Source organism: Telluria sp. Soil_C_11 (assembly GCF_057657395.1).
On sequence record NZ_JBDGIN010000001.1, the window covers coordinates 232,121 to 257,338 of the forward strand.

The 25,218-nt window shown below is 65.8% G+C and carries 27 protein-coding genes and 1 other RNA gene; 16 read left to right on the top strand and 12 right to left on the bottom strand.

Annotated elements, in window-relative coordinates; genetic code table 11:
- Window position 1: 1 nt before the first annotated feature.
- The gene (locus AC3A6M_RS01055) at window positions 2-850 is read right to left on the bottom strand and encodes a hypothetical protein (RefSeq protein WP_487850903.1); all 849 of its coding nucleotides are present in this window, start codon (window positions 848-850) and stop codon (window positions 2-4) included.
- Window positions 850-1,812 (bottom strand): NAD(P)-dependent oxidoreductase, encoded by a 963-nt coding sequence (locus AC3A6M_RS01060; RefSeq protein WP_487850904.1) that lies wholly within the window; start codon window positions 1,810-1,812, stop codon window positions 850-852. Before AC3A6M_RS01060 ends, AC3A6M_RS01055 begins: the two co-directional genes overlap by 1 nt.
- 52 nt (window positions 1,813-1,864) lie before the next feature.
- Here AC3A6M_RS01060 and AC3A6M_RS01065 point away from each other — a divergent pair, with 52 nt between their 5' ends.
- Window positions 1,865-2,311: a potassium channel family protein gene (locus tag AC3A6M_RS01065; protein WP_487850905.1), complete on the top strand. Its 447-nt coding sequence runs from the start codon at window positions 1,865-1,867 to the stop codon at window positions 2,309-2,311.
- Window positions 2,312-2,352: 41 nt separating this feature from the next.
- Here the strand turns inward: AC3A6M_RS01065 and AC3A6M_RS01070 are convergent, their stop codons facing one another.
- From AC3A6M_RS01070 to aceE, 4 genes are all read right to left on the bottom strand, one after another.
- Window positions 2,353-2,883: a GNAT family N-acetyltransferase gene (locus AC3A6M_RS01070; RefSeq protein ID WP_487850906.1), complete on the bottom strand. Its 531-nt coding sequence runs from the start codon at window positions 2,881-2,883 to the stop codon at window positions 2,353-2,355.
- A 147-nt stretch (window positions 2,884-3,030) separates the two neighbouring features.
- On the bottom strand, window positions 3,031-4,881 hold the full coding sequence (gene lpdA / locus AC3A6M_RS01075) for a dihydrolipoyl dehydrogenase (RefSeq protein WP_487850907.1): 1,851 nt from the start codon (window positions 4,879-4,881) through the stop codon (window positions 3,031-3,033).
- Window positions 4,882-4,893: 12 nt separating this feature from the next.
- A complete protein-coding gene (gene aceF, locus AC3A6M_RS01080) occupies window positions 4,894-6,252 on the bottom strand; it encodes a dihydrolipoyllysine-residue acetyltransferase (protein ID WP_487850908.1) in 1,359 nt (452 codons plus the stop codon).
- A gap of 63 nt (window positions 6,253-6,315) precedes the next feature.
- Window positions 6,316-9,012 (bottom strand): pyruvate dehydrogenase (acetyl-transferring), homodimeric type, encoded by a 2,697-nt coding sequence (gene aceE, locus AC3A6M_RS01085; RefSeq protein ID WP_487850909.1) that lies wholly within the window; start codon window positions 9,010-9,012, stop codon window positions 6,316-6,318.
- A gap of 469 nt (window positions 9,013-9,481) precedes the next feature.
- Between aceE and folD the strand changes: the two genes are divergently transcribed.
- From folD to AC3A6M_RS01115, 6 genes are all read left to right on the top strand, one after another.
- Window positions 9,482-10,390, top strand: a complete 909-nt coding sequence (gene folD, locus AC3A6M_RS01090) for a bifunctional methylenetetrahydrofolate dehydrogenase/methenyltetrahydrofolate cyclohydrolase FolD (protein ID WP_487850910.1) — start codon at window positions 9,482-9,484, stop codon at window positions 10,388-10,390.
- Window positions 10,391-10,407: 17 nt separating this feature from the next.
- The gene (locus tag AC3A6M_RS01095) at window positions 10,408-12,492 is read left to right on the top strand and encodes a M3 family metallopeptidase (protein WP_487850911.1); all 2,085 of its coding nucleotides are present in this window, start codon (window positions 10,408-10,410) and stop codon (window positions 12,490-12,492) included.
- A 24-nt stretch (window positions 12,493-12,516) separates the two neighbouring features.
- Entirely contained in the window at window positions 12,517-13,230 is a 714-nt protein-coding gene (locus tag AC3A6M_RS01100) for a DUF4124 domain-containing protein (protein ID WP_487850912.1), read from the top strand.
- A gap of 14 nt (window positions 13,231-13,244) precedes the next feature.
- Entirely contained in the window at window positions 13,245-13,670 is a 426-nt protein-coding gene (locus tag AC3A6M_RS01105) for a DNA polymerase III subunit chi (protein WP_487850913.1), read from the top strand.
- Window positions 13,667-14,131, top strand: coding sequence for a DUF2486 family protein (locus tag AC3A6M_RS01110; protein ID WP_487850914.1), 465 nt, complete (start codon window positions 13,667-13,669; stop codon window positions 14,129-14,131). The genes AC3A6M_RS01105 and AC3A6M_RS01110 overlap by 4 nt, the downstream gene beginning before the upstream one ends.
- A gap of 135 nt (window positions 14,132-14,266) precedes the next feature.
- Window positions 14,267-15,409 (top strand): branched-chain amino acid ABC transporter substrate-binding protein, encoded by a 1,143-nt coding sequence (locus tag AC3A6M_RS01115; RefSeq protein WP_487850915.1) that lies wholly within the window; start codon window positions 14,267-14,269, stop codon window positions 15,407-15,409.
- A gap of 73 nt (window positions 15,410-15,482) precedes the next feature.
- Here AC3A6M_RS01115 and AC3A6M_RS01120 read toward each other — a convergent pair whose 3' ends face one another.
- Window positions 15,483-15,791 carry a c-type cytochrome gene (locus tag AC3A6M_RS01120; RefSeq protein ID WP_487850916.1) on the bottom strand — a complete coding sequence of 103 codons (309 nt, stop codon included), beginning with the start codon at window positions 15,789-15,791 and terminating at the stop codon, window positions 15,483-15,485.
- Window positions 15,792-15,958: 167 nt separating this feature from the next.
- On the opposite strand from AC3A6M_RS01120, the gene AC3A6M_RS01125 reads away from it, so the two are divergent.
- The 4 genes from AC3A6M_RS01125 to AC3A6M_RS01140 all read left to right on the top strand — a co-directional run bounded on the left by AC3A6M_RS01125 (window position 15,959) and on the right by AC3A6M_RS01140 (window position 18,294).
- Window positions 15,959-16,183 (top strand): TIGR04438 family Trp-rich protein, encoded by a 225-nt coding sequence (locus AC3A6M_RS01125; protein ID WP_487850917.1) that lies wholly within the window; start codon window positions 15,959-15,961, stop codon window positions 16,181-16,183.
- A gap of 147 nt (window positions 16,184-16,330) precedes the next feature.
- Window positions 16,331-17,221, top strand: a complete 891-nt coding sequence (locus AC3A6M_RS01130) for a LysR family transcriptional regulator (protein WP_487850918.1) — start codon at window positions 16,331-16,333, stop codon at window positions 17,219-17,221.
- A 2-nt stretch (window positions 17,222-17,223) separates the two neighbouring features.
- Window positions 17,224-18,039 (top strand): prolipoprotein diacylglyceryl transferase, encoded by an 816-nt coding sequence (lgt, locus tag AC3A6M_RS01135; protein WP_487850919.1) that lies wholly within the window; start codon window positions 17,224-17,226, stop codon window positions 18,037-18,039.
- Window positions 18,040-18,090: 51 nt separating this feature from the next.
- Window positions 18,091-18,294, top strand: a complete 204-nt coding sequence (locus tag AC3A6M_RS01140; RefSeq protein WP_487850920.1) for a hypothetical protein — start codon at window positions 18,091-18,093, stop codon at window positions 18,292-18,294.
- Between the two features lie 6 nt (window positions 18,295-18,300).
- Here the strand turns inward: AC3A6M_RS01140 and AC3A6M_RS01145 are convergent, their stop codons facing one another.
- The 4 genes from AC3A6M_RS01145 to AC3A6M_RS01160 all read right to left on the bottom strand — a co-directional run bounded on the left by AC3A6M_RS01145 (window position 18,301) and on the right by AC3A6M_RS01160 (window position 19,649).
- Window positions 18,301-18,783 (bottom strand): EVE domain-containing protein, encoded by a 483-nt coding sequence (locus AC3A6M_RS01145; RefSeq protein ID WP_487850921.1) that lies wholly within the window; start codon window positions 18,781-18,783, stop codon window positions 18,301-18,303.
- A 72-nt stretch (window positions 18,784-18,855) separates the two neighbouring features.
- Window positions 18,856-19,036: non-coding RNA, 6S RNA (gene ssrS / locus AC3A6M_RS01150), on the bottom strand.
- Window positions 19,037-19,080: 44 nt separating this feature from the next.
- Window positions 19,081-19,392 (bottom strand): cell division protein ZapA, encoded by a 312-nt coding sequence (locus AC3A6M_RS01155; protein WP_487850922.1) that lies wholly within the window; start codon window positions 19,390-19,392, stop codon window positions 19,081-19,083.
- Window positions 19,389-19,649: a hypothetical protein gene (locus AC3A6M_RS01160; RefSeq protein ID WP_487850923.1), complete on the bottom strand. Its 261-nt coding sequence runs from the start codon at window positions 19,647-19,649 to the stop codon at window positions 19,389-19,391. Before AC3A6M_RS01160 ends, AC3A6M_RS01155 begins: the two co-directional genes overlap by 4 nt.
- 346 nt (window positions 19,650-19,995) lie before the next feature.
- Here AC3A6M_RS01160 and groES point away from each other — a divergent pair, with 346 nt between their 5' ends.
- The 5 genes from groES to AC3A6M_RS01185 all read left to right on the top strand — a co-directional run bounded on the left by groES (window position 19,996) and on the right by AC3A6M_RS01185 (window position 24,288).
- Window positions 19,996-20,286 (top strand): co-chaperone GroES, encoded by a 291-nt coding sequence (gene groES, locus AC3A6M_RS01165; RefSeq protein WP_052233260.1) that lies wholly within the window; start codon window positions 19,996-19,998, stop codon window positions 20,284-20,286.
- A gap of 113 nt (window positions 20,287-20,399) precedes the next feature.
- Entirely contained in the window at window positions 20,400-22,046 is a 1,647-nt protein-coding gene (groL, locus tag AC3A6M_RS01170; protein WP_487850924.1) for a chaperonin GroEL, read from the top strand.
- A gap of 89 nt (window positions 22,047-22,135) precedes the next feature.
- On the top strand, window positions 22,136-22,558 hold the full coding sequence (locus AC3A6M_RS01175; RefSeq protein WP_487850925.1) for a hypothetical protein: 423 nt from the start codon (window positions 22,136-22,138) through the stop codon (window positions 22,556-22,558).
- 5 nt (window positions 22,559-22,563) lie between these two features.
- Window positions 22,564-23,772 (top strand): lanthionine synthetase C family protein, encoded by a 1,209-nt coding sequence (locus AC3A6M_RS01180; protein WP_487850926.1) that lies wholly within the window; start codon window positions 22,564-22,566, stop codon window positions 23,770-23,772.
- Window positions 23,773-23,832: 60 nt separating this feature from the next.
- Window positions 23,833-24,288: a hypothetical protein gene (locus AC3A6M_RS01185; RefSeq protein ID WP_487850927.1), complete on the top strand. Its 456-nt coding sequence runs from the start codon at window positions 23,833-23,835 to the stop codon at window positions 24,286-24,288.
- Window positions 24,289-24,334: 46 nt separating this feature from the next.
- Here AC3A6M_RS01185 and AC3A6M_RS01190 read toward each other — a convergent pair whose 3' ends face one another.
- Window positions 24,335-25,198, bottom strand: a complete 864-nt coding sequence (locus tag AC3A6M_RS01190; protein WP_487850928.1) for an AraC family transcriptional regulator — start codon at window positions 25,196-25,198, stop codon at window positions 24,335-24,337.
- Between the last annotated feature and the right edge of the window lie 20 nt (window positions 25,199-25,218).

Below are 25,218 nucleotides of genomic sequence, written 5' to 3' on the forward strand. Positions count from 1 at the left end.
CTCAGCGCGGCGGCAGGAAGCGGAAGGTCGGCTCGATGTTCTTCTCGTGCAGGAAGCGCACGATGTCTTCGAGGGTCGCGTCCTTCAGCAGCAGGCCGTCGGGGGTGGACGCCGGCATGGGCGCTGCCGCAGTGGCCCGGCTACGTGCCCGCGGCTGGGACGGCGGCGCGGCTGGCGGCGATGGTTCCGCGGCCAGCGCGGTGGCTGCCGCCTCCGAGATCGCAGGCGCGGGTGCCGGTGCGGGCGCGGGCGCGCGGCGCTGTTCGAGCTTGCGCAGCGCCTGGCGGAACTGTTCTTCGTCGATGCTGTCCAGCCCCTCCAGGAAACCGACCTGCCCCGCCAGCGGCGGCGCCACTTCCAGCCCCGATTCCTCGGCGAAGGACGCGCCCATGCCCGGATGGATGAAGGCTGCCCACTTGCCGCTGCGCGGGTTCAGGCAGGGCGGCAGGTAGACCGGCGCGGTGGCCGCGTCGGGCGCCAGTTCGAGTGCCGGAAAGTAGGCCTGGCGCAGCAGCTCCAGGAAGTCCTGGGCCTGGTCCGCCGGCACCGGCGTCTCCAGCGACAGCCACAGGCGGTAGGCGTTGGCGCCGTCGATGCTCACCGCCGGCACCGGCAACCCGAGCTCGGCCTGCAACGCGTTCGCCACCGCGCACAGGCGCTCCCAGTGCCCCGTCTCGCCATCACCAAAGACCTTGCGGAAGGGGATGGCCAGCGCGCGCGTCAGGCCATCGGCCGTGGTCAGCTTGATGGCCAGCGTGGTGTGGCCGAGGATGTGCTGGGCCAGCACCTCGCGGGTCACGGCTTCCGGCGCCAGGTACAGCCGGCTCAGTTCTGCAATCAGTTTTTCCATCACCCGATTTTACCCCTGCGCGCCGCGTTCTTGCCGAGCGCCGCCAGGTCGAGGTCGGCGTCGCCATGGTCGATGGCTTCCTTCAGCACGCCTTGTAACGCATCGCCGAAGGCCAGCGGCAAGCCCTTGCCCTGCCCCGCCTCGACCGCCAGGCGCACGTCCTTCTGCCCCAGCGACAGCTTGAACCCGGCAGGGCTGTAGCGCTCCTGCGCGATCATGCCGCCATAGCCCTTGTACACGGGCGAGCCGGCGAACAGGGTGGTCGTGATCAGGTCGATGAAATCCGCGGCCGGGATGCCATGCGCGCGCGCCAGCGCCGAGCCCTCGCCCATCGCCTCGATCGCGCAGGCCAGGGTCAGGTTGCAGGCCAGCTTGACCGCGTTGGCCTGTTCCGGCGCTTCGCCGAAGCGCCAGGTCTTCTGGCCCATCAGGTCGAGCAGCGGCTGCACGCGGTTGACCAGTTCGTCGGCGCCGCCAGCGAGGATGTTCAGCTTGCCGGCTTCGGCCACGTCCACGCGGCCCAGCACCGGCGCGGCCACGTAGCCGACGCCCTTCTCCACGTGCAGCGCCGCCATCTCGCGCGCGAACGCGACGGATACCGTGGCCATGTTGACGTGGATGCTGCCCGGCGCCATCGCGTCCAGCACGCCGCCGTCGACCATCACCGCGCGGGTCGCGTCGTCGTCGGCCAGCATGGTGAAGACGACGTCGGCGATGCCGCACTCGGCGGCCGTCGCGGCAGGCTTGGCGCCTTTCGCCGCCAGCGCCTGCACGGGTTCCGGGTTGCGGTTCCAGACGTGGACGGGCTGCCCCGAACGCAGCAGCTTGCTTGCCATGTGCTGGCCCATGGCGCCGAGGCCGATGAATCCGATGGTCATTGTTTGCTCCCTATGTTGGTGGATGCACCGTCGTTCCCGCGCAGGCGGGAACCCAAGTTCGATATTAGACCAGCAATCATGCACACACGCAGGAAGTGAAACGGCCTGCGCCCGCTTTTCAGGCTAAGCTGTCGCGATGGACATCGCCGCCGCCACCTGCCTGTTCCTGCTGGTCGCCACGACCGTCATCCACTACGAAGTGCTGCGGCTGCTGACGGCCGGCCTGCCCGTGCTGCGGATCCGGCCGCGCGTGCAGCTCGTGTTCGTGATCCTCGGCGCGTTCGGCGCGCACTTCCTCGAGATCCTGCTGTACGGCGCAGCCTACTACGTGCTGGCCAGCTATTTCGACATCGGCAGGATGGGCGATCCGGGGCCGCTGCCTTTCACGCGCTGCCTGTACTTTTCCGCCGAAACCTACACGACCCTGGGCTACGGCGACGTGCTGCCGCACGGCGACCTGCGTTTGCTGGCGGGGCTGGAAGCGCTGAACGGCATGCTGCTGATCGGGTGGACGGCGTCGTACACCTTCCTGTCGATGGAGAAGTTCTGGGATGGCGGCCGAGGCGGAAATTCACGGAATTGATGCTGCCATCCAAGTACAAGATCCCATGCAGTCCCGCAGGCCTAAACAACCGGGCCTTCCCGCCCACGCGAATAAATGCCGACCGCTTTGCCGTATATCTCGGTTTCCGCTTCATAAGCCAGGCCAAGGCGCCTTGCAACGCGCAGCGACGATGCATTGGCCGAAGCGATGAGCGCCCGGACTGTTGGTTCGCGCCGGATCTCGAGCGCATGGTTCACGGCTGCCGCCGCCGCTTCGCTCGCGAATCCCTGGCCCCCAAAGGCGCGATAGGTATTCCAGCCAAGCTCCATCACCGTGGATTCCTCGCGAAAGAATGCGCCAACACTCCCGACGACTTGACCAGTCTCCTTTTCCTCGACAGTCCACCATCCGGCGCCATGGATGAGCCATAGTCCTGCTTGTGAACAGAAGATTCGCCATGCAGCATGGCGGTCAGCAGGGACCAAATGGGCCGAGCTTACCGGGTCGGCCAAATGCGCTGCGAATGCATCGAAGTCCTCCCGTCGATATTCGCGCAGCATGAGCCGTTCCGTGTGAAGACAGGGAACAGAAGTGATGAATTCGCTATTCATGCGCTGGATTCCTTGTACTGGCGCCAGGCAAGCCGATAGCGGCCCTTGGCAATCATCCAATATACGCGGCTTATTGCTCGGAAAGCAACTACAAAGAAAAAAGCCGGGACGCGAGGTCCCGGCTTTCCAGACAACCTGATGTACTGCTCAGCGCTTGCGCGGCGGCGGCAAATCGGTGCAGACGCCTTCGTAGGCTTCGGCAGCCATGCCGATCGACTCGCCCAGGGTCGGGTGCGGGTGGATGGTCTTGCCGATGTCCACGCCGTCCGCGCCCATCTCGATCGCCAGGGCGATCTCGCCGATCATGTCGCCGGCGCTGGTGCCGACGATGGTGCCGCCGATGATGCGGTGGGTCTCGGCGTCGAACAGCAGCTTGGTGAAGCCTTCCGAACGGCCGTTGGCCACGGCGCGGCCCGAGGCCGCCCACGGGAAGTGGCCCTTCTCGACCTTGATGCCCTTGGCCTTGGCTTCGTCTTCGGTCAGGCCGACCCATGCCACTTCCGGATCGGTGTAGGCCACCGACGGGATCACTTTCGCATCGAAGAAGGCCTTCTCGCCATGCGCGGCTTCGGCGGCGACGTGGGCTTCATGCACGGCCTTGTGCGCCAGCATGGGCTGGCCCACCAGGTCGCCGATCGCGAAGATGTGCGGCACGTTGGTGCGCATCTGGCCGTCGACCGGGATGAAGCCGCGATCGGTCACCGCCACGCCGGCGGCTTCCGCGCCGATCTTCTTGCCGTTCGGGCTGCGGCCCACGGCCACCAGCACCAGGTCGTAGGTTTGCGCTTCCGGCGCCGGCTGGCCTGCTTCGGCGGCTTCGAACGTCACCTTGATACCCTCCGGCAGCGCTTCCACGCCGACGGTCTTGGTCTTCAACATGATGTTGTCGAAGCGGTGCGCGTTGAACTTCTGCCAGACCTTGACGGCCTCGCGGTCCGCGCCCTGCATCAGGCCGTCCATCATCTCGACCACGTCGATGCGCGCACCCAGGGTCGAGTACACGGTCGCCATTTCGAGCCCGATGATGCCGCCGCCGATGACCAGCATGCGCTTCGGCACCTGGCGCAGTTCCAGCGCGCCGGTCGAGTCGACGATGCGCGGATCTTCCGGCACGAAGGGCAGCTTCACGACCGAGGAACCGGCCGCGATGATCGCCTTCTGGAAGGCCACGACCTTCTTGCCGCCGTCGGCAGCGGTCACCTCGATGTGGTTCGGGCTCAGGAACTTGCCGACGCCCTGCACCACGTTGACCTTGCGGCCCTTGGCCATGCCGGCCAGGCCGCCGGTCATGGTCTTGATCACGCCGTCCTTGTAGGCGCGCAGCTTGTCGATGTCGACCTGCGGCTTGGCGAAGGACACGCCGATGTCGGCCATGTGCGCGGTCTCGTCCATGATGTGCGCCACGTGCAGCAGCGCCTTGGACGGGATGCAGCCCACGTTCAGGCAGACGCCGCCCAGGGTCGCGTACTTCTCGACCAGCACGGTGTTCATGCCGAGGTCGGCGGAGCGGAAGGCGGCCGAGTAGCCGCCCGGGCCCGCGCCCAGCACCATCATCTCGCATTCGATGTCGACCGGGCCGCCGTAGCTCGATGCGTTCGGGGCCGGCACGGCGTTCGGTGCGGCGGCGTCGGCCTTGTGGGCCGGCGCATAGGAGTCGGTCGGGCCGGCGGCGGCGGTCGGAGCGGCTGCCTGCGCGCCGATCTGGGCGGCCGGCTTGTCCGACGCGGCGGCCGGGGCGGCTGCCGGCGCGGCGCCCTCACCTGCTTCGTCGAGCAGCAACAACAGCGAGCCTTCGCCCACCTTGTCGCCGACCTTGACCTTCATTTCCTTGACCACGCCGGCGTGGGTCGACGGGATCTCCATGCTGGCCTTGTCGGACTCCACGGTCACCAGCGACTGGTCGACCTTGATGGTGTCGCCCGGCTTGACCATCAGCTCGATGACTTCGACTTCCTTGAAATCGCCGATATTCGGGACTTTGACTTCAACGGTGCTCATCTTGTCGGCTCCTTACAGCAGCGTCTTGCGCAGGTCGGCCAGGACGTCGGCCAGGTAGGCGGCAAAGCGGGCCGCGCCGGCGCCGTCGATCACGCGGTGGTCGTACGACAGGGCGAGCGGCTGCATCAGGCGCGGCTGGAAGGTGGAACCGTCCCACACCGGCTTCATCGCCGACTTGGACAGGCCCAGGATCGCCACTTCCGGTGCGTTGATGATCGGCGTGAAGTTGGTGCCGCCGATGCCGCCCAGCGACGAGATCGTGAAGGTCGCGCCCTGCATGTTGGCCGGCGACAGCTTGCCTTCGCGCGCCTGCGCGGACAGCTCGCCCATCTCGGTGGCGATCTGCGAGACCGATTTCTTGTCGGCGTCCTTGATCACCGGGACCACCAGGCCGTTCGGCGTGTCGGCCGCGAAGCCGATGTTGTAGTACTGCTTCAGGATCAGCGCGCCGTTCGGCTCGTCCAGCGAGGCGTTAAACGACGGGAACTTCTTCAGCGCGGCGACCGATGCCTTGATCACGAAGGCCAGCATGGTCAGCTTGACCGGCGACTTGGCTTTCGCGTACGCGGCGTTGGAATCGACGCGGAAGGCTTCCAGGTCGGTCACGTCGGCTTCTTCGAAGTGCGTGACGTGCGGGATCATGACCCAGTTGCGGTGCAGGTTCGGGCCGGAGATCTTCTTGATGCGCGACAGCGGCTGGGTTTCGGTCGGGCCGAACTTGCTGAAGTCGAGCGACGGCCACGGCAGCAGGTTCATGCCGGCGCCACCGCCGGCGGCGGCCGGTGCGGCGGTCGGGCCCGCGGCCATCACGCCCTTCACGAAGCCTTGCACGTCCTGCTGGGTGACGCGGCCCTTCGGACCGGAACCCTTGACCTTGTTCAGGTCGACGCCCAGTTCGCGTGCGAACTTGCGCACGGACGGCGAGGCGTGGGCGGTCGCGAACGACGGCGCCGGACCGGAGGCTGCTGCCGGAGCAGCGGCCGATGCCGGTGCAGGCGCAGGGGCTGCGGCCGGAGCCGGTGCCGGTGCGCTCGGCGCAGACGCCTCGCCGGCCGGAGCCGGAGCAGCCGGTGCAGCGGCCGGTGCCGGTGCGGCAGCCGGGGCGGCGCTCGGCGCAGGCGCTTCGCCGCCTGCGGCTTCTTCAAGCATCAGCACCACCGAACCCTCGGCAACCTTGTCGCCGACCTTGACCTTGATTTCCTTGACGACGCCGGCATGGCTGGACGGGATCTCCATGCTGGCCTTGTCCGATTCCACCGTGATCAGCGACTGGTCGACCTTGATGGTGTCGCCCGGCTTGACCATCAGCTCGATCACTTCCACTTCCTTGAAGTCGCCGATGTCGGGGACTTTGACTTCCACAATGCTCATGTTGGGTAGCTCCGTTTTTATTAGTTAGCCAAGGCCGCTGCGCACGCGCAGCGGCCTAGAGCATTACTGGGTCACAGGATTCGGCTTGTTCGGATCGATGCCGTACTTCGCAATCGCCTCGGCAACCGTCGATGCCGGGATCTTGCCTTCTTCGGCCAGCGACTTCAGCGCGGCGACCGTGATGTAGTAGCGGTTCACCTCGAAGAATTCGCGCAGCTTGACGCGCGAATCCGAGCGGCCGAAGCCGTCGGTGCCCAGCACTTTATAGGTGCGGCCGTTCGGGATGTAGGCGCGGATCTGCTCGGCGAACAGGCGCATGTAGTCGGTGGTCGCGACGATCGGGCCTTGCGTGTCCTTCAGCAGCTGGGTCACGTACGGCAGGCGCGCTTCCTCCTGCGGGTGCACCAGGTTCCAGCGGTCGGCATCCTGGCCATCCCGGGCCAGCAGGGTCAGCGACGGGCAGGACCAGACGTCGGCAGCCACGTTCCAGTCGTTCTTCAGCAGCTCGGCGGCGAACACCGACTCGCGCAGGATGGTGCCGGAGCCCATCAGCTGGACGCGGTTGGCGGCGCTCTTGTCGCCTTCCTGGAGCAGGTACATGCCCTTGAGGATGCCCTCTTCGGTACCCGGCTTCAGGCCCGGCTGCTCGTAGTTCTCGTTCATGATGGTGATGTAGTAGAAGATGTCTTCCTGCTTCTCCACCATGCGCTTCAGGCCGTCCTGGATGATCACCGCCACTTCGTGGCCGTAGGTCGGGTCGTACGGAATGCAGTTCGGGACCGTGGCCGCGATGATGTGGCTGTGGCCGTCCTCGTGCTGCAGGCCTTCGCCGTTCAGCGTGGTGCGGCCGGCGGTGCCGCCCATCAGGAAGCCGCGGGCGCGGATGTCGCCGGCCAGCCAGACCAGGTCGCCGACGCGCTGCATGCCGAACATCGAGTAGAAGGTGTAGAACGGGATCATCACGCGGTTGTTCGACGAGTACGAGGTCGCCGCGGCGATCCACGAGCACATGCCGCCCGCTTCGTTGATGCCTTCCTGCAGGATCTGGCCCGCCTTGTCTTCGCGGTAGTACATCACCTGGTCCTTGTCGACCGGTTCGTACAGCTGGCCCTGCTGGTTGAAGATGCCGATCTGGCGGAACAGGCCTTCCATGCCGAAGGTACGCGATTCGTCGACCAGGATCGGCACGATGCGCTGGCCGATTTCCTTGTCCTTCAGCAGCGTGGTGATCACACGCACGTACGCCTGGGTGGTCGAGATTTCGCGGCCCGGTGCGGTCGGATCCAGCACGGCCTTGAAGGTTTCCAGCGGCGGCACCGGCAGTTTCTCGTCGGCCTGTTCGCGGCGCGACGGCAGGTAGCCGCCGAGGGCCGCGCGGCGCTCGTGCAGGTACTTGATCTCGGGCGCGTCGTCGGACGGCTTGAAGAACGGGATCTCGGCCAGCTTGTCGTCCGGGATCGGGATGGCGAAGCGGTCGCGCATTTCGCGGATGGCTTCGTCGTCCAGCTTCTTGGTCTGGTGCGCGGTGTTGCGCGCCTCGCCCGACTTGCCCATGCCGAAGCCCTTGACGGTCTTGACCAGCAGGACGGTCGGCGAGCCCTTGTTTTCATTGGCCTTCTTGAAGGCGGCGTAGATCTTGTGCGGATCGTGGCCGCCGCGGGTTAGGCGCCAGATGTCGTCGTCGGTCATGTTGGCGACCATCTTCAGCAGCTCGGGGTGCTTGCCGAAGAAGTGCTTGCGCACGTAGGCGCCGTCCTTGGCCTTGTAGTTCTGGTATTCGCCGTCGACGGTTTCCATCATCACGCGCTGCAGGATGCCGTCCTTGTCCTTGGCCAGCAGGGCGTCCCATTGCGAGCCCCAGATGACCTTGATGACGTTCCAGCCGGCGCCGCGGAAGTCCGCTTCCAGTTCCTGGATGATCTTGCCGTTGCCGCGCACCGGACCGTCCAGGCGCTGCAGGTTGCAGTTGACGACCATGACCAGGTTGTCGAGCTTCTCGCGCGCGGCCATGCCGATCGCGCCCATCGATTCCGGCTCGTCCATCTCGCCGTCGCCGCAGAAGACCCAGACCTTGCGGCCTTCGGTCTGGGCGATGCCGCGCGCCTCCAGGTACTTCAGGAAGCGCGCCTGGTAGATCGCCATCAGCGGGCCCAGGCCCATCGAGACGGTCGGGAACTGCCAGAAGTTCGGCATCAGTTTCGGGTGCGGGTAGGACGACAGGCCCTTGCCGTCGACTTCGCGTCGGAAGTTCACCAGCTGTTCTTCGCTGATGCGGCCTTCCAGGAAGGCGCGCGCATAGACGCCCGGCGAGGAGTGGCCCTGGATGTACAGCAGGTCGCCGCCGCTCTCGGCGCTCGGGGCTTTCCAGAAGTGGTTGAAGCCGATGCCCAGCATGTTCGCCAGCGAGGCGAAGGACGAGAGGTGGCCGCCCAGGTCGCCGTCGGCGCGGTTGGCCTTGACCACCATCGCCATCGCGTTCCAGCGCATCCACGAGCGCAGGCGCTCTTCATATTCGAGGTTGCCCGGGCAGTGCTCTTCGAGGTGCGCCGGGATGGTGTTGACGTAAGCGGTGTTGCTGGAGAACGGCATTTGTGCGCCGCGGCGGCGTGCCAGGTCGACCAGGCGCTCCAGCAGGTAGTGGGCGCGATCGGTGCCTTCGAATTCGATGACTGCTTCGAGCGCGTCGAGCCATTCCTTGGTCTCGAGCGTATCCGGGTCGTTGGCGGCCTGGGCCGTCAACTGGTCGAGTTGAGCTGACATGTGCTACGTCTCCTTGAGTTGGTGCCCCACCCGACCTTGAGCCTGAAGCGGACGTTTGGTGGCGAAAAGACTATCCCTAAATTAAAGCCTGTCGATTCTACCAGTGGAGCACGTATTTTTCAAAATACGATATACGATTTCATAATATGGAAAAAGCTAATCCCTGACGCATGCAAACACCGTCGCCCCCGCGCACATACCGTCGTCTCCGCGCACATACCGTCGTCCCCACGCACATACCGTCGCCCCCGCGCAGGCGGGGGCCGAAGTTTGCTGGCGTTTCGATGGCGCAAAGAAATTGGGTCCCCGCCTGCGCAGGGACGACGTTTGCTTGCTCATCAGCAAAGCACAGGGGGACTCCTGCCCTGGCGCGGGCATATCTATAAATATGACAACGAACGCCCCATCGCGGCGCGCAATACGGGGCGTCGGCTTATAATTTCGTTTTTGTCCAGCCTCGAGTCCCGCCATGCCCGCCCAACTGATCGATGGAGTCAAACTTTCCCAACAACTGCGCGCCGACATCGCCCGCCGCGCCGCCGAATTGACCGCCCAGGGCCGCCAGCCCGGCCTGGCCGTGATCATCGTCGGCGACGACCCGGCCAGCCACGTCTACGTGCGCAACAAGGTCAAGGCCTGCGGCGACGCCGGATTCCACTCGGTGCTGGAAAAATACGAGGCCGGCCTGTCGGAGCAGGCCCTGCTGGACCGCATCGCGGCCCTGAACGCGGATCCGGCCATCCACGGCATCCTCGTGCAGATGCCGCTGCCGAAGCACATCGACCCGTCGAAGGTGATCGAGGCGATCGCCGCCACCAAGGACGTCGATGGCTACTCGGTGCTGTCGGCCGGCGAACTGGTCGCCAACCTGCCGGGCTTCCGTCCCTGCACGCCGTATGGCTGCATGAAGCTGATCGAGACCACCGGCGTCGACCTGCGCGGCAAGCACGCGGTCGTGATCGGCCGTTCGAACACGGTCGGCAAACCGATGGCGCTGCTGCTCTTGCAACAGAATGCCACCGTCACCATCTGCCATAGCGCGACGCCGGACCTGGGCTACCACACCCGCCAGGCCGACATCGTGGTCGCCGCGGTCGGCCGCCGCAACACCCTGACCGGCGACATGGTCAAGCCGGGCGCGATCGTGATCGACGTCGGCATCAACCGCGACGACGAAGGCAAGCTGTGCGGCGACGTCGATTTCGCCAGCGTCAGCGAAGTGGCCTCGCACATTACGCCGGTTCCGGGCGGCGTTGGCCCGATGACGATTACCATGCTGTTGATGAACACGCTCGAGTCCGCGGAACGCGGGCTTGCCAAGAATCAAGCACAGCCTGGCCAGGCCTCGGGAATGGACCCGAAGCCCGGCCTTGCATGAACTTTGAAAGGAATACCATGAGCATCGATACCAGCAATCCCCTTCTCGATTTTTCGGGTCTGCCCCGCTTCGACCTGATCCGGCCCGAGCACGTCACGCCGGCGATCGAGCAGCTGATCGCCGATGCTCGCAACGTCGTCCAGCAGCTCGAGGCCCCGGCCGACGACGTCAGCTGGGACAATTTCGTGGTGCCGCTCGAGGAAGCCACCGAGCGCCTGGGACGCGCCTGGGGCGTGGTCAACCACCTGAACCACGTGATGGACACGCCCGAGCTGCGCGCCACCTACAACGAGAACCAGCCGAAGGTGACGGAGTTCTGGACCGAGCTGGGCCAGAACGAGGCGCTGTTCGGCAAATACAGGCAGCTGCGCGCCAGCCCGGAATTCGTGAACCTCACGCCGGCGCGCAAGCGCATCGTCGAGAACGCCCTGCGCGACTTCCGCCTGGGCGGCGCCGAACTCCCCGAGAAACAGAAAGAGCGCTTCGCCGAGATCCAGGAAGAGCAGGCCAGGCTGTCGACCCGCTTCTCGGAAAACGTGCTCGACGCCACCAACGACTTCAAGCTGCTGGTGACAGACGAAGCCGAGCTGGCCGGCCTGCCGGACGACGCCAGGGCCGCGGCCCGCGCCGCCGCCGAGCGCGACGGCAAGCAGGGCTGGCAGTTCTCGCTGCACTTCCCGTCCTATTTCCCGGTGCTGCAGTTCGCCGACAACCGCGCACTGCGCGAGAAAATCTACCGCGCCAACGCCACCAAGGCCTCGGAAATGGGCGCGGTGTTCTCCGAGGTCGAGAAGTGGGACAACACGAGCAACATCGCCCAGCTCCTGAAGCTGCGCGACGAGGAAGCCAAGCTGCTCGATTTCCGCAGCTTCGCCGACGTCTCGCTGGAGCCGAAGATGGCGGAAAGCCCGGAACGCGTGATCGAGTTCCTGGAAGACCTGGCGCGCCGCGCCCGTCCGTATGCCGAGAAGGATCTCGCGGAACTGCGCGCCTTCGCGAAGGACGAACTCGGCATCGACGACATGCAGGCCTGGGACGCCACCTACGCCTCCGAAAAGCTGCGCGAGAAGCGCTACGCCTTCTCGGCCCAGGAAGTGAAGCAGTACTTCCCCGAGCCGCGGGTCGTGGCCGGCCTGTTCGGCGTGATCTCGAAGCTGTTCAACGTGACGATCGCCCCGGACCAGGCCCCGGTCTGGCATCCGGACGTGCGCTTCTTCCGCATCGAGAAGAACGGCCAGCTGATCGGCCAGTTCTACCTCGACCTGTACGCGCGCCCCGGCAAGGGCCAGGGCGCGTGGATGGACGACGCGCGCGGCCGCAGGCTCACCACCGGCGGCATCGTGCAGACCCCGATCGCCTACCTGACCTGCAACTTCACGCCGCCGGCCGAGGTCGACGGACAGCTGCAGCCTTCGCTGTTCACGCACGACGAAGTGACGACCCTGTTCCACGAGTTCGGCCACGGCCTGCACCACATGCTGACCGAAGTCGACGAGCTGTCGGTGTCCGGCATCTCGGGCGTGGAATGGGATGCGGTCGAGCTGCCGTCGCAGTTCATGGAAAACTTCTGCTGGGAGTGGGATGTCCTGCAGGGCATGACCGCCCACGTGAAGACGGGCGAGCCGCTGCCGCGCGAACTCTACGAGAAGATGCTGGCGGCGAAGAACTTCCAGTCCGGCATGCAGACCTTGCGCCAGGTCGAGTTCTCGCTGATCGACATGCACCTGCACTACGACTTCGACCCGAACAGCCAGAAGACGGTGCAGGAACTGGTCGACGAGGTCCGCACCAAGTTCTCGGTGCTGATCCCGCCGTCGTTCAACCGCTTCCAGCACTCCTTCGGCCATATCTTCGCCGGCGGCTATGCGGCCGGCTACTATAGCTATAAGTGGGCGGAAGTGCTGTCGGCCGACGCCTATGCCGCCTTCGAAGAGGCGGTCGAGGCGGGCGGCGACGCGGTGCTCGAGGCCGGCAAGCGCTTCCACCAGGAGATCCTGTCGGTGGGCGGCTCGCGTCCGGCGCTCGAATCGTTCAAGGCCTTCCGCGGCCGCGAACCGCAGATCGACGCGCTGCTGCGCCACAACGGCATGCAGGCGGCCTGACGGCTGCGGCTCGGGAACGGCGCGATGGGGAACAGGCACCAGGGCGGCGGACGGCGCGGGCGGCGGATGCTGCCGGTGCTCCTGCTGCTCGCCTGCCTCCCCGCGCTTGTTCCAGCTGCTGCCCAGGTCTACAAATGGACCGATGCCCGGGGCACGGTCCACTACGGCGACACGCCGCCGCCCCGGCGCGGCGCCAGCCAGCTCAGGACGCCCTCCCAGGCCGAAGGCGAGGCGGCCGCCCTGCCCTACGAACTGGCGCGGGCCGCCAAGGCCAGCCCGGTCACCCTGTACACCACCGTGCTGGCGCCCTGCGCCGCCTGCGACCAGGGCCGCGCCCTGCTGCGCGCGCGCGGCATCCCCTATGCCGAAAAGACCGTCAACACGGACGAGGACAAGGAACAGCTGCGCCAGCTCACCGGCAAGCTGGAACTGCCGGTGCTGGTGGTCGGCAGCCGCCGCATCGCCGGCTTCGAGAATGCGGCCTGGCAGGACGCGCTGAGCGCGGCCGCCTATCCGCGCTCGGCCCAGCTGCCGCCGGGCTACCAGTACGCGGCGCCGCAGGCCGCCGCACCCGCGCCCGCCGGCGTGCCGGTCCCGCCCGCGCGCGAGAACAACGTTCCCGCCCCGGACGAAGCCGCGGCCCAGGCCGCCGAACAGCAGCCGCGCCGCCCGTCCGCGCGCGAGACGCCGCCCGCCAAACCGCCAACGGGCAATGCGCCGCCCGGTTTTCAATTCTGACGCACGACACCGCCATGACCCGGATCGACTTCCATACCAATATCCCCGACAAGCTCGGGTACGCCTGCCGGCTGGCGCGCAAGGCCTATGCCGCGCGCGGCAAGGTCGTGCTGCTGGCCGAGACCAGCGACCAGGCCGAGCAGCTGAACGAGGCGCTGTGGACCCTGTCCGGCACCGATTTCATCCCGCACGTGATGGCGGGCGATCCGCTGGCGCCCGAGACGCCGGTGATCGTCACCTTCGACGAACGCGCCGAGCTGCCGCACCGCGACATGCTGGTCAACCTGACCCGCCGCACGCCCGAGGGCTTCGAGCGCTTCGCGCGCGTGTTCGAGATCATCTCGACCGACGAGGAAGATGCCGCCGCCGGGCGCGCCCGCTACGTCGCCTACCGCAAGCAGGACTATCCGCTGACTCACTTCGTGGCAGGCCAGTCATGACCGACACTCCCTCCTTCGACGAGATCCCGGTGCTGACCGAGGTCGTGGCCGAGCCGGCGCCGGCTGCGGAGCCGGCAGCGCCTGCTGCTCCCGCTCCTGCTCCTGCTCTCGCGGACGTTCCGGCAGCGCCCGCCGCCGATGACGCCGAGGCGGTTCCGGTCCTCGAGGCGCCGGCCGAACCCGCGCTGGCCGAACCCGCACCGGCCCGCTCCGGCGCCCCCGGCGACGATGCCTGGCGCACCCTCGAGGAGCGCCTGGTGACGCGCGTGCTGGACCGGCTGCAGCCGCGCATCGACGTGGTGCTGGAAGACCAGGTGCGCGACCAGATGGCGATCGTGCTCGACCACGTGGCCGAGCGCCTCGGCCTCGAGCTGCGCGCCGCGCTGCAGCAGTCGATCGAGCATGTCGTCGCCCGCGCCGTGCAGCAGGAACTGGCCCACCTGACCGCGCGCCAGGACTGAGCATCCGGCGGTTTTTTCGAACCGTTGCGGGGCGCGCACGCACCCCGCATGTGCATTGCTCGATAACGCTTTGCCAGGCCCGGAATTTGATGTACCTTTGCCTTGCGTAACTACCAATCTCCAGGAGACCAAAGCATGCAGGCCACCATCCGATTCGCCCTCCTCCCAGCCGCCGTCGCACTGGCATTTGCCGGTTCCGCCTGGGCCCAGCAAGTGGTCAAGATCGGCCACGTGGCGCCGATCTCCGGACCCAGCGCCCACCTCGGCAAGGACAACGAGAACGCTGCGCGCATGGCGATCGACGAACTCAACGCCAAGGGCTTCACGATCAACGGCCAGAAGGTCACCCTGCAGCTGATCTCGGAGGACGACGGCGCCGATCCCAAGCAGGGCACGGCGGTCGCGCAGAAGCTGGTCGACGCCAGGGTCAACGGCGTGATCGGGCACCTGAACTCGGGCACCACGGTGCCGGCCTCGAAGATCTACAACGACGCCGGCATCGTGCAGATCTCGCCGGCCACCACCGCTCCGGCCTACACCCGCCAGCGCTTCCCGGGCGCCTTCCGCGTGGTGGCGAGCGACGCCAAGCTGGGCGGCACGCTGGCGAAATATGCGGCCGACACGCTGAAGGTGAAGAACATCGCCGTCATCGACGACCGCACCACCTACGGCCAGGGCGTCGCCGACGAATTCGTCAAGGGAGCGAAAGCCGCCGGCCTGCGCATCGCCGGCCGTGAATTCACCAGCGACAAGGCGACCGACTACACCGCCATCCTCACCTCGATCAAGGCCAAGAAGCCGGACCTGATCTTCTTCGGCGGCATGGACTCGGTGGCTGGCCCGATGCTCAAGCAGATGAAGGCGCTCGGCATCCAGGCCACCTTCATGGGCGGCGACGGCATGTGCACGGAAGCGCTGGGCCGCCTGGCCGGCGACGGCCTCGTCGACGGCAAGGTGATCTGCGCCGAAGCCGGCGGCGTGAAAGGCCCGCAGGAAAAGGTGATGGACGACTTCCGCGCGCGCTACAAGAAGAAGTTCAACCAGGACGTGCAGCTGTACGCGCCCTACGTGTACGACTCGGTGATGGTGATGACGACCGCGATGCAGAACGCCAAGTCCGCCGATCCGGCCAAATACCTGCCGGTGCTGAAGGCGATCAAGTACGAAGGCGTGACCGGCACCATCCAGTTCGACCAGAACGGCGACATCAAGGACGGCGCCATGACCCTGTACACCTACAAGGGCGGCAAGCGCAGCAAGATCGACGTGGTGCGCTGATCCGCGCTCCGCGCAGGCATGAAAAAAGCGCCCTTGGCCGGGCGCTTTTTCATTGGGGCAGCTTGTTTGCAGCTTACTTCTGCGACAGCACCCACTTGACCAGGCTGCGGGCTTCGGCCTCGCTGACCTGCGGATTGGCCGGCATCGGCACCGGCCCCCAGACGCCCGAACCGCCTTTCATGACCTTCTGCACCAGCTTGTCCTCGGCGCCCTTCTGGCCCGCGTATTTGGCGGCGACGTCCTTGTAAGCCGGACCGACCAGCTTGTTGCCGATGGCGTGGCACGCCATGCAGTTCTTGGCCTTTGCCAGGTCGGCCTGCGCGAAGGCGCTGGTCGACGCCAGGGCGGAGACCGCCATCAACATCATCAGGGACCGTTTCATTCAGTACTCTCCAAAGTGAAATCCTGTGCAGATTCTATCCTGTTTCCCTTGTGTAGGTTACAGCGATACAGTCTGTAACGGCTGACACACATTTCGGTTGACGGAATGGCAGGAATCCGTTGCCGCATGGCACTATTATTGTAAGATGGCCGTTGAAAGGAATCGTCATGCCACTCATCCTCCTGCTCGTCGCCCTGGTCATCCTGCGCTTCTTCGAAGTCTGGAAATTCGCCCAGCTCTCCTGGGGCTGGATCGTCGCCCTGGCGGTATTCGCCTTCATCTGGTTCGAATTCATCGAAAAGCTGCTCGGCCTCGACAAGAAAAAAGCGCACAAGGAAGACGACGCCCACCGCAAGGCGCGCGTCAAGCAAGCCTTCAACAAACATAAATAAACCTCAAACCGGGGTCAGACTCCGATTTTTGGCAACAACCAAGGGGAAATTGCCAAAATCGGGAGTCTGACCCCGGTTTGTGCTGAATCATCTGTGTGATACATTCCGCGAATAGATCGGTCCAATTTCGCGAGAAATGCATATCACATGAGCCTGGAACTCCGCCAGCTGCGTTACTTCGTCACCGTCGCTGAAGAGCTGCACTTCGGCCGGGCGGCGGCGCGGCTGCATATGACACAGCCGCCGCTGTCGCAGGCGATCGCGGCGCTGGAAGAGCTGCTGGGGGCGCCGCTGTTCGTGCGTAACCGCCGCACCGTCGAGCTGGCCCCGGCCGGCGCCGCCCTGCTGCCCGAAGCCCGGCGCATGCTGATGGAAGCGGATGCGCTGCCGGAACTGGCGCGCCGCGCGGCCGCCGGCGAGGCGGGCCGGCTCTCGCTGGCCTTCGTCACCTCCTGCGACTACAGCGTGCTGCCGGCCTTCCTGCGCCGCTACAGCGAACGTTATCCGGGCGTCCACCTGAACCTGCTGGAAGCGACCTCCGACGTGCAGTTTGATGCGCTGCTGCGCGGGCGCATCGACGCCGGCCTCCTGATTCCGCCGCTGCCGGACAAGGCGCTCGATGAGCTCGACTACATGAAGGTGCTCGAAGAACCATTGATTCTGTGCGCGCCGGCCGGCCTCGCCAGTCCCACGGAGGGCCCGGTGCGCCTGCCGGACCTGCCGCGCCTGCCGCTGATCATCTTCCCGCGCGAGATCTCTCCGGCCCTGCACGACGCCATCCTGTCCTGCTTCCGCGCGGCCGGCATCACCCCCGTCATCGGCCAGCTGGCGATCCAGATGCAGACCATCGTCAGCCTGGTGTCCGGCGGCATGGGCCTGGCACTTGTGCCACAATCCGTCTCCAACCTGATGCGGCCCGGCGTAGAATACCGTGCCCTCGCGGACCCGACCCCGCTGGTCGAGACCGGCATCGCCTGGCGCCGCGACAACGCGTCGCCCGTGCTGAAGGGTTTTCTGGAACTACTGAGGAATCACTGACCATGCTCGTCCATCCGAACCCGGATCCCGTCGCCTTCCATATCGGCCCCCTGGCCATCCACTGGTACGGCATCATGTACGTGCTCGCCTTCGCCCTCTTCATCATGCTCGGGCGCGTGCGCATCAAGACCCAGCCGCACATCCAGGCCCAGGGCTGGACGAAAGAGGACCTGGACGACATGCTGTTCTACGGGATGCTCGGGGTGGTGATCGGCGGGCGCCTGGGCGAAGTGCTGTTCTACCAGCCGGCCCACTACTTCGCGAACCCGATCGAGATCTTCAAGACCTGGGAAGGCGGCATGTCCTACCACGGCGGCTTCATCGGCGTGCTGCTGGCGATGGCGCTGTGGGCCAGGAAGCGCAAGCGCAACCTGCTCGACGTGTACGACTTCATCGCGCCGATGGTGCCGATCGGCTATGCCTGCGGCCGCCTGGGCAATTTCATCAACCACGAGCTGCCCGGCCGGCTGGCCGATCCCTCGCTGCCCTGGGCCATGAAGTGGCCAGGCATCGAAGACCACCTGGTCCATCCGTCGCCGCTGTACCAGATGCTGGTCGATGGCGTGCTGGTGTTCGTCATCATGTGGATCTTCGCCAGGAAGCCGCGTCCGCGCCTCGCGGTCGGCGCCCTCTACACGCTGCTGTACGGCTGCGCCCGTTTCTTCACCGAGTACTTCCGCGTGCCGGACTGGGAAACCCACGTGCTGGGCATGCCGATCACCTCCGGCCAGGTGCTGTCGCTGCCGATGATCGTGGCCGGCCTGCTGATGCTGGGATGGGCCTATTCCGGCAACGGCAAGCGCGCCGTGCACGCCTGAAACGTTAAGTACAGCACTGCAAGGGGATGGCGATGCCCGTATCGTCATCCCATGAGCAAAGCGTTTTCACCGAAAAAGATGTATGCGATGCAGCGCATGTCGATCGCCTTGCGGCGGGCCGCCGCGGCCCGGCCCTTCGGCGCGGCCACGGACCAGGCCTTGCGCTGGGCCGCGGCATGGGGCATGTACGCCGGCATTCGCACCCCGCACACGCGCCTGCGCCTGCGGCGCGATACCCTGGTGGGCGTGACCTGACAGGGCTCAGGCGGCCAGCGCCGCTTCGTCCACGCCCGCCAGTTCCAGGATCCGCTGCCACTGTCCCGGCGTGACCGGAGACACCGACAGCCGGCTGCCCTTCTGCAGTAACACCATCTCCTCGAGTTCCGGCACGCCGCGCAGTTCCGTCAGCGGAAGGTAGCGGCCCTGGGCCAGCGCCTGCACATCGACCGAGATCCAGCGCGGATTCTCCGGCGTCGCCTTCGGATCGAAGTACTTGCCGCCGTCCTCGAACTGCGACGCATCGGGATACGGCGTGCTGGCGACCCGCGCGAAGCCCGCCACGCCCGGCACCGCGCAGCTGGAGTGGTAGAACAGGATTCCGTCGCCAGGCTGCATCTGGTCGCGCATGAAGTTGCGGGCCTGGTAGTTGCGCACCCCGAACCACGCCACCGTTTTATCGGGCGCCTGCAGGACGTCGTCGAAACTGACTTCATCGGGTTCGGATTTCATCAACCAGTAGCGCATGCGCCGGACTCCCAAGACAGAAACACGAAATAAAAAGCGGTTGCGCACCGAAGTGTCGCAACCGCCCGTGAATATAGCCCCGCCTGTGCCGTTTTTGCCGGCATCCCGAACCAGAAGGCTCAAGGTGGTCGCAGTCAGCTCGATTTCGGGTTCGTCAGACTAGTGACGATCGCGCCCACCAAACATGTCCCGCAACCTATGCGAAAGAATGGTTCAAGGAATATATGACAAATCTCGAACACCGCAGGGTAGACGGCAGTTTACTACGATGAACTGCCATGTCAAACGAATTTGCCCTCAGAGCAGATTTTCCTGCGGAGACAGGGCCTGATCCAACACCGAGTGCATCGCCTCCAGTTTCTGCTTGACTTCCAGCATGGACTGGTCGCCGAGCGGGCCTTGCGGCGACTTCACCGACAGGAATTCGGCCGCCACCGACAGCGCGGCCATGACGGCGATGCGATCGGTGCCCTTGACCTTGCCCGAGTCGCGCAGCGCGCACATCTTGCTGTCCAGGTAGTGGACCGCTTCGCGCAGCGTGTGCTGCTCGCCTTCCCGGCAGGCCAGGCGATAGGACTGGCCCATGATAAGCACGTCAAGGTAGATCATCGGGCGGCCTCGGCGTCGTCAGGGGTGGTGCCATCGGCGGTGTCGGCCTCGTCGGGGCTCGCGTCGGCAGGTTCCAGCTGGGCCAGCATCGCTTCGACGCGTTGCTGGGCCTGCAGCAGCCGGTGCTTGAAATCGACGTTCTCCGCGCTCAGCAGGGCGTTCGCCTGGCGCAGCAGATAGTTCTCGCTGCGCAGCGACTGGGTCAGCTGGGCGAGACGGTCGATTTTATCGGACAGTTCTTGGAATTCGGAAATCATCCGTAACTATAGGACCGGGATCGATTTTTCGTCAACACATGCCGTGCCGTGCGCGGGTTTCAGGAAATGAATGGTAGGCTTCTGCCCTTGTGCATTCGCCAATCCCTGTCATTCCGCATGCATGGGAACGACCAGTCATGACCCCCGCATATTGCGACAGACCGAACAATCCGGTTGCGACTTCTCAAAAAGTCTGTCAATTCACGAACACAAGCGGCTTGAAATGGGAAATTATCGTCCCTATAATTAGCACTCGTTAGTGAGGAGTGCTAACAGCTCCTCGCCCGCCGCCGAATCCGGGGCGGTTTTCAAACGAACAGTCAATCAACACACAAAGGAGTTTTGCATGAACCTTCGCCCATTGCACGATCGCGTGATCGTGAAGCGTCTCGACCAGGAAACCAAGACTGCGTCCGGCCTGATCATCCCCGATGCAGCGGCCGAGAAACCGGACCAGGGTGAGATTCTCGCCGTGGGCAACGGCAAAGTGCAAGAAAACGGCAACGTCCGTCCGCTGGAAGTGAAAGTCGGCGACCGCGTGCTGTTCGGCAAGTACTCGGGCCAGACCGTCAAGGTCAACGGCGAGGAACTGCTGGTCATGCGCGAAGAAGACATCATGGCCGTCGTGGCCCAGTAATTTAGTCCAACACCAAAAAATCGCGGAAAACCGTAGCGAGCATCGCAGACCGACAGTGCGACGCGCAGCAGGTTTTACGGGATTTTTACTTCCTGAATACGGAGAATCAAGAAATGGCAGCTAAAGACGTAATTTTCGGCGATGTGGCACGCGCCAAGATGGTCGAGGGTGTGAACATCCTGGCCAATGCAGTCAAAGTTACCCTGGGCCCGAAAGGCCGCAACGTGGTGCTGGACCGTTCGTTCGGCGCCCCGACCGTCACCAAGGACGGCGTCTCGGTCGCGAAAGAGATCGAGCTGAAGGACAAGCTCATGAACATGGGCGCGCAGATGGTGAAGGAAGTCGCTTCGAAGACCAGCGACAACGCCGGTGACGGCACCACCACCGCGACCGTGCTGGCGCAAGCCATCGTACGCGAAGGCATGAAGTTCGTTGCCGCCGGCATGAACCCGATGGACCTGAAGCGCGGCATCGACAAGGCCGTCGCCGCCACCGTCGAAGAACTGAAGAAGATCGCCAAGCCGACCACCACCTCGAAAGAGATCGCCCAGGTCGGCACCATCTCGGCCAACTCGGATTCGTCCGTTGGCGAGCGCATCGCCGAAGCGATGGAAAAAGTCGGCAAGGAAGGCGTGATCACCGTCGAAGACGGCAAGTCGCTGCAGGATGAGCTGGACATCGTCGAAGGCATGCAGTTCGACCGCGGCTACCTGTCGCCGTACTTCATCAACAACCCGGACAAGCAGGTTGCCGTTCACGAGAACCCGTTCGTCCTGCTGTGCGACAAGAAGATCTCGAACATCCGTGACCTGCTGCCGGTGCTGGAGCAAGTCGCCAAGGCCGGCCGTCCGCTGGTGATCGTCGCCGAAGACATCGAAGGCGAAGCCCTGGCGACCCTGGTGGTCAACAACATCCGTGGCATCCTGAAGACCGTCGCCGTCAAGGCCCCGGGCTTCGGCGACCGCCGCAAGGCCATGCTGGAAGACATCGCCATCCTGACCGGTGGCCAGGTCATCGCCGAAGAAGTCGGCCTGACCCTGGAAAAGGTCACCCTGAACGAACTGGGCCAGGCCAAGCGCATCGAAGTCGGCAAGGAAAACACCATCATCATCGATGGCGCCGGCGCCGCTGAAGCGATCGAAGCCCGCGTCAAGATGATCCGCGTCCAGATCGAAGAAGCGACCTCGGACTACGACCGTGAGAAGCTGCAAGAGCGCGTGGCCAAGCTGGCCGGCGGCGTTGCCGTGATCCGCGTCGGTGCCGCTACCGAAGTCGAGATGAAAGAGAAGAAAGCACGCGTGGAAGACGCGCTGCACGCTACCCGCGCTGCCGTGGAAGAAGGCATCGTCCCGGGCGGCGGCGTGGCCCTGCTGCGCGCCCGCGCTGCCCTGCAGGTCAAGGGCGACAACCCGGACCAGGAAGCCGGCATCAAGATCGTCCTGCGCGCCATGGAAGAGCCGCTGCGCATGATCGTCCAGAACGCCGGTGAAGAGCCGTCGGTCGTCGTCTCGGCTGTCCTGAACGGCACCGGCAACTACGGCTACAACGCCGCCAACGGCACCTATGGCGACATGGTCGAAATGGGCGTGCTGGACCCGGCCAAGGTCACCCGCTCGGCTCTGCAGAACGCAGCGTCGATCGCCGGCCTGATGCTGACCACCGACTGCATGGTCTCCGAGATCGTCGAAGACAAGCCGGCCGGCGGCATGGGCGGCATGGGCGGTATGGGTGGCATGGGCGGCATGGACGGCATGATGTAATTCAAGCCGGACGGCTTTACAGCCTACCGAGTAGTAAAGTAAGGCCCGCGGGGTTTGCGCCCCGCGGGCTTTTTTCATGGGAGGAAGCGATGCCGGCGATCAAACTGGACGAACTGGAAAATGCGGCCATCCTGGTCGACGATGGCGAGGGCAGCGCCCACGCCCTGGTCGCGCGCGAGACCGGCATGATCCACCTGCTCAACGACGAATACATGGACGAGGAAGCGCCGCTGCCCGGCGACATCGAATCCAGCGGGCAGTACGTGACCGTCCCCGCGGCCAGCGAGCTGGGCCTGGGGCGCGAACTGATGTTCCGCTTTGCCGCCTCTCACCTGCCCGGCGACCGGGAACGGGTGCAGGAACTGTTCGCCAGGGACGACGGCTACGACCGCTTCGCCCGCCTGCTCGAGGAACGCGGCGTGCTCGATGCCTGGTACCGCTTCCGCGAGGACGAGACGCGCACCGCGCTGCAGCACTGGTGCGAGCAGCACGGCCTGCAGCTGGAAGGCTGAGACACATGCTTTACGATCCCGCCAGGCACGAAGCGCTGATCCCGCGCCCGTGGGACGAAGACCATGCCAGGCGCGCCATCGAAGGCATCGTCGCGGACGCCGAGGCGCATTTCGACCCGGAACGCTACTGGCCCCTGCATCCGCTGGACCGCGAAGGCGACGGCCCCGACCTGGTCGAGACCCCGATGTACCACGGCGCCGCCGGCGTGGCCTGGGCCCTGGGCTATCTGCAGGCCTGCGGCGCGGCCCGGCTGTCGCGCGACGACCTGCCCGGATGCGATCGCCTGCTCGCGCGCAACCGGGACTGGCTCGCTGGCCAGGGGCTGGACCGGGAACGCGCCTCCTGGCTGATGGGCGACACGCCGATCGCGATGATGGCCCTGGCACGAACGCACGAGGCGCGGCAGGCGCAGGCGCTGCGCGACCTCATCGCCGGCAATGCGGACCATCCGGCGCGCGAGCTGATGTGGGGCGCACCGGGCACCCTGCTCGCCGCCCTGTTCCTGTGGGAGCGGACGGGCGACGCGTGCTTGGCCGCGCTGTACCGCGCCACTGCCGACACGCTCTGGAAGCGGCTCGAATGGTCGGAGCAACACGGCTGCGCCTACTGGACCCAGGAACTGTACGGGCGCCGCTCGACCTACCTCGACGCGGTCCACGGCTTCGTCGCCGCGGCCGTGCCGCTGATCCGCGGACGCCACCTGCTCGGCGCCGGGCGCTGGGACGAGTGGCAGCAGTGCATCGCCAACACGGTGCGCCGCACCGCCGACGTGGAGGGCGAGCAGGCCAACTGGCGCCCGCAGCTGTTCGGCAGCCAAAGGGAAGCGGACAAGAAGCTGCTGCAGTTCTGCCACGGCGCGCCGGGCTTCGTCATCTGCCTGGCCGGCTTTCCCGGCGAGGAGCTCGACGACCTGCTGGTTGCGGCGGGCGAGACCGTCTGGGAGGGCGGCCCGCTGGCCAAGGGATCGAACCTGTGCCACGGCACCGGCGGGAACGGCTATGCCCTGCTGGTGCTGTACCGGCGCACGGGCGACCCACGCTGGCTCGAGCGCGCGCGCGCCTTTGCCATGCACGGCATCGGCCAGGTGCAGCGCGATGCCGCCCACTATGGCCGGGCGCGCTACTCCCTGTGGACCGGAGACCTGGGCTTTGCCATCTACCTGTGGGATTGCATCCGGGCGCAGCCCGCCTTCCCGATGCTCGACGTGTTCTAGCGATATATTGTCCGTAACAAGGCGGTGGTTTAGTATGTCCGGATAACAACGGAATCCCCCATGCCAAACCCATATCCCCTTCCCGCCCGCCTGTTCGGCGCCGCCGCCCTGGTCCTGTGCGCCCTTGCCGCCTGCAAGCGCGAGGCGCCCCCGCCTCCCAAGCCCGTCGTCGCCGAGGCGCCCGCCGCGCCCGCGCGCACGCGCGACCAGGCCATCGCCGAACTGATGGCGCTGCCGGAGATCAGGATGTGGTCGGAGGAGATCGAGAAGAGCTCGCACGGCAAGGCGCACGGCGCCGTGATCGAAGACGATCCGACGCCGCGCGTCATCGACGGCAAGGCCTATTACCAGCTCAGCTTCGTCGAGAACCGCAAGCAGAACGTGCACCGCCGCGCCAGCTTCCTGGTCGCGAAGAGCGGCGACGACATCCTGGTCGAGGACGGGGAAACCGATACCCTGCAATCGCTGTCCGAATGGCGCCGCAATATCCGGCACGTCGAATTAAAAGCGAATTAACATTGATCCGGCGCAAGTTCCCTTCGACTTGATGCGCTTATCGTAGTCAGCGCCGCTGGCCGCGAGGTGCCGCAGCATGCAGATGCTGCGGCGCCACTCCTCCCCCGGCCGGCGGCACCGTTCCTCCCCGCCACTCGGCGAGGTAATGCTGGGGCGTCCTGCCCAGCAGTCTCCTGAACATGCTCGTGAATGCGCTCGGGCTCGCATAGCCCAGCGCACGCGCGATCGCGCCGACGCCCTCCCCTCTCGCCAGCATTTCGAAGGCATGCGCCAGGTGCACCTGCTGCACCCACTGGCGGTAATGCAGGCCGGTCTCCTTCGGGAACAGCCGGATCAGGGTGCGCGCGCTGGCGCCGGCGTCCAGCGCCAGGTCGTCCAGCCGGCGCGGGCTGCCCGGACGCGCCATGATCTCCGCGCACAGCGCCTGCAGGCGGCGGTCGCGCGGCCAGGGCACGGCGATCGGCACCGTCTCCATCGCCGCCAGTTCGGACAGGATCAGGCGCGCCAGGTCGCCGCCGCGGCCATCGGGCGGATAGTCGACCGGCTCCTGCGCCAGCGCCAGGATCAGCTCGCGCAGCAATGGGCTCACTTCCAGCACCCGGCAATCCTCGACCAGGCCGGCGGCAGCCTCCGCGTCGATGTAGAGGGTGCGCAGGTTGACGTGGCTGAGCATGGTCAGTTCGTGCAGCACGCCGGGTGCGATCAGCAGCGCGCGGCGCGGCGGGATGATCCAGACACCGTGTTCCGTGCGCACGCGCATCAGGCCATCGCTGGCGTACAGCAGCTGCACCCAAGGATGGCTGTGGGCTTCGATCATGTCGCCGCGCCGGCCATCGGACGGCACCGCGGTCACGCTGCGCGGCAGCGAGCTGAATCTCTGGCGATAGCGGGGCGATGGCGTGAGTGTCACTTGGGCGACGAAACATGGAA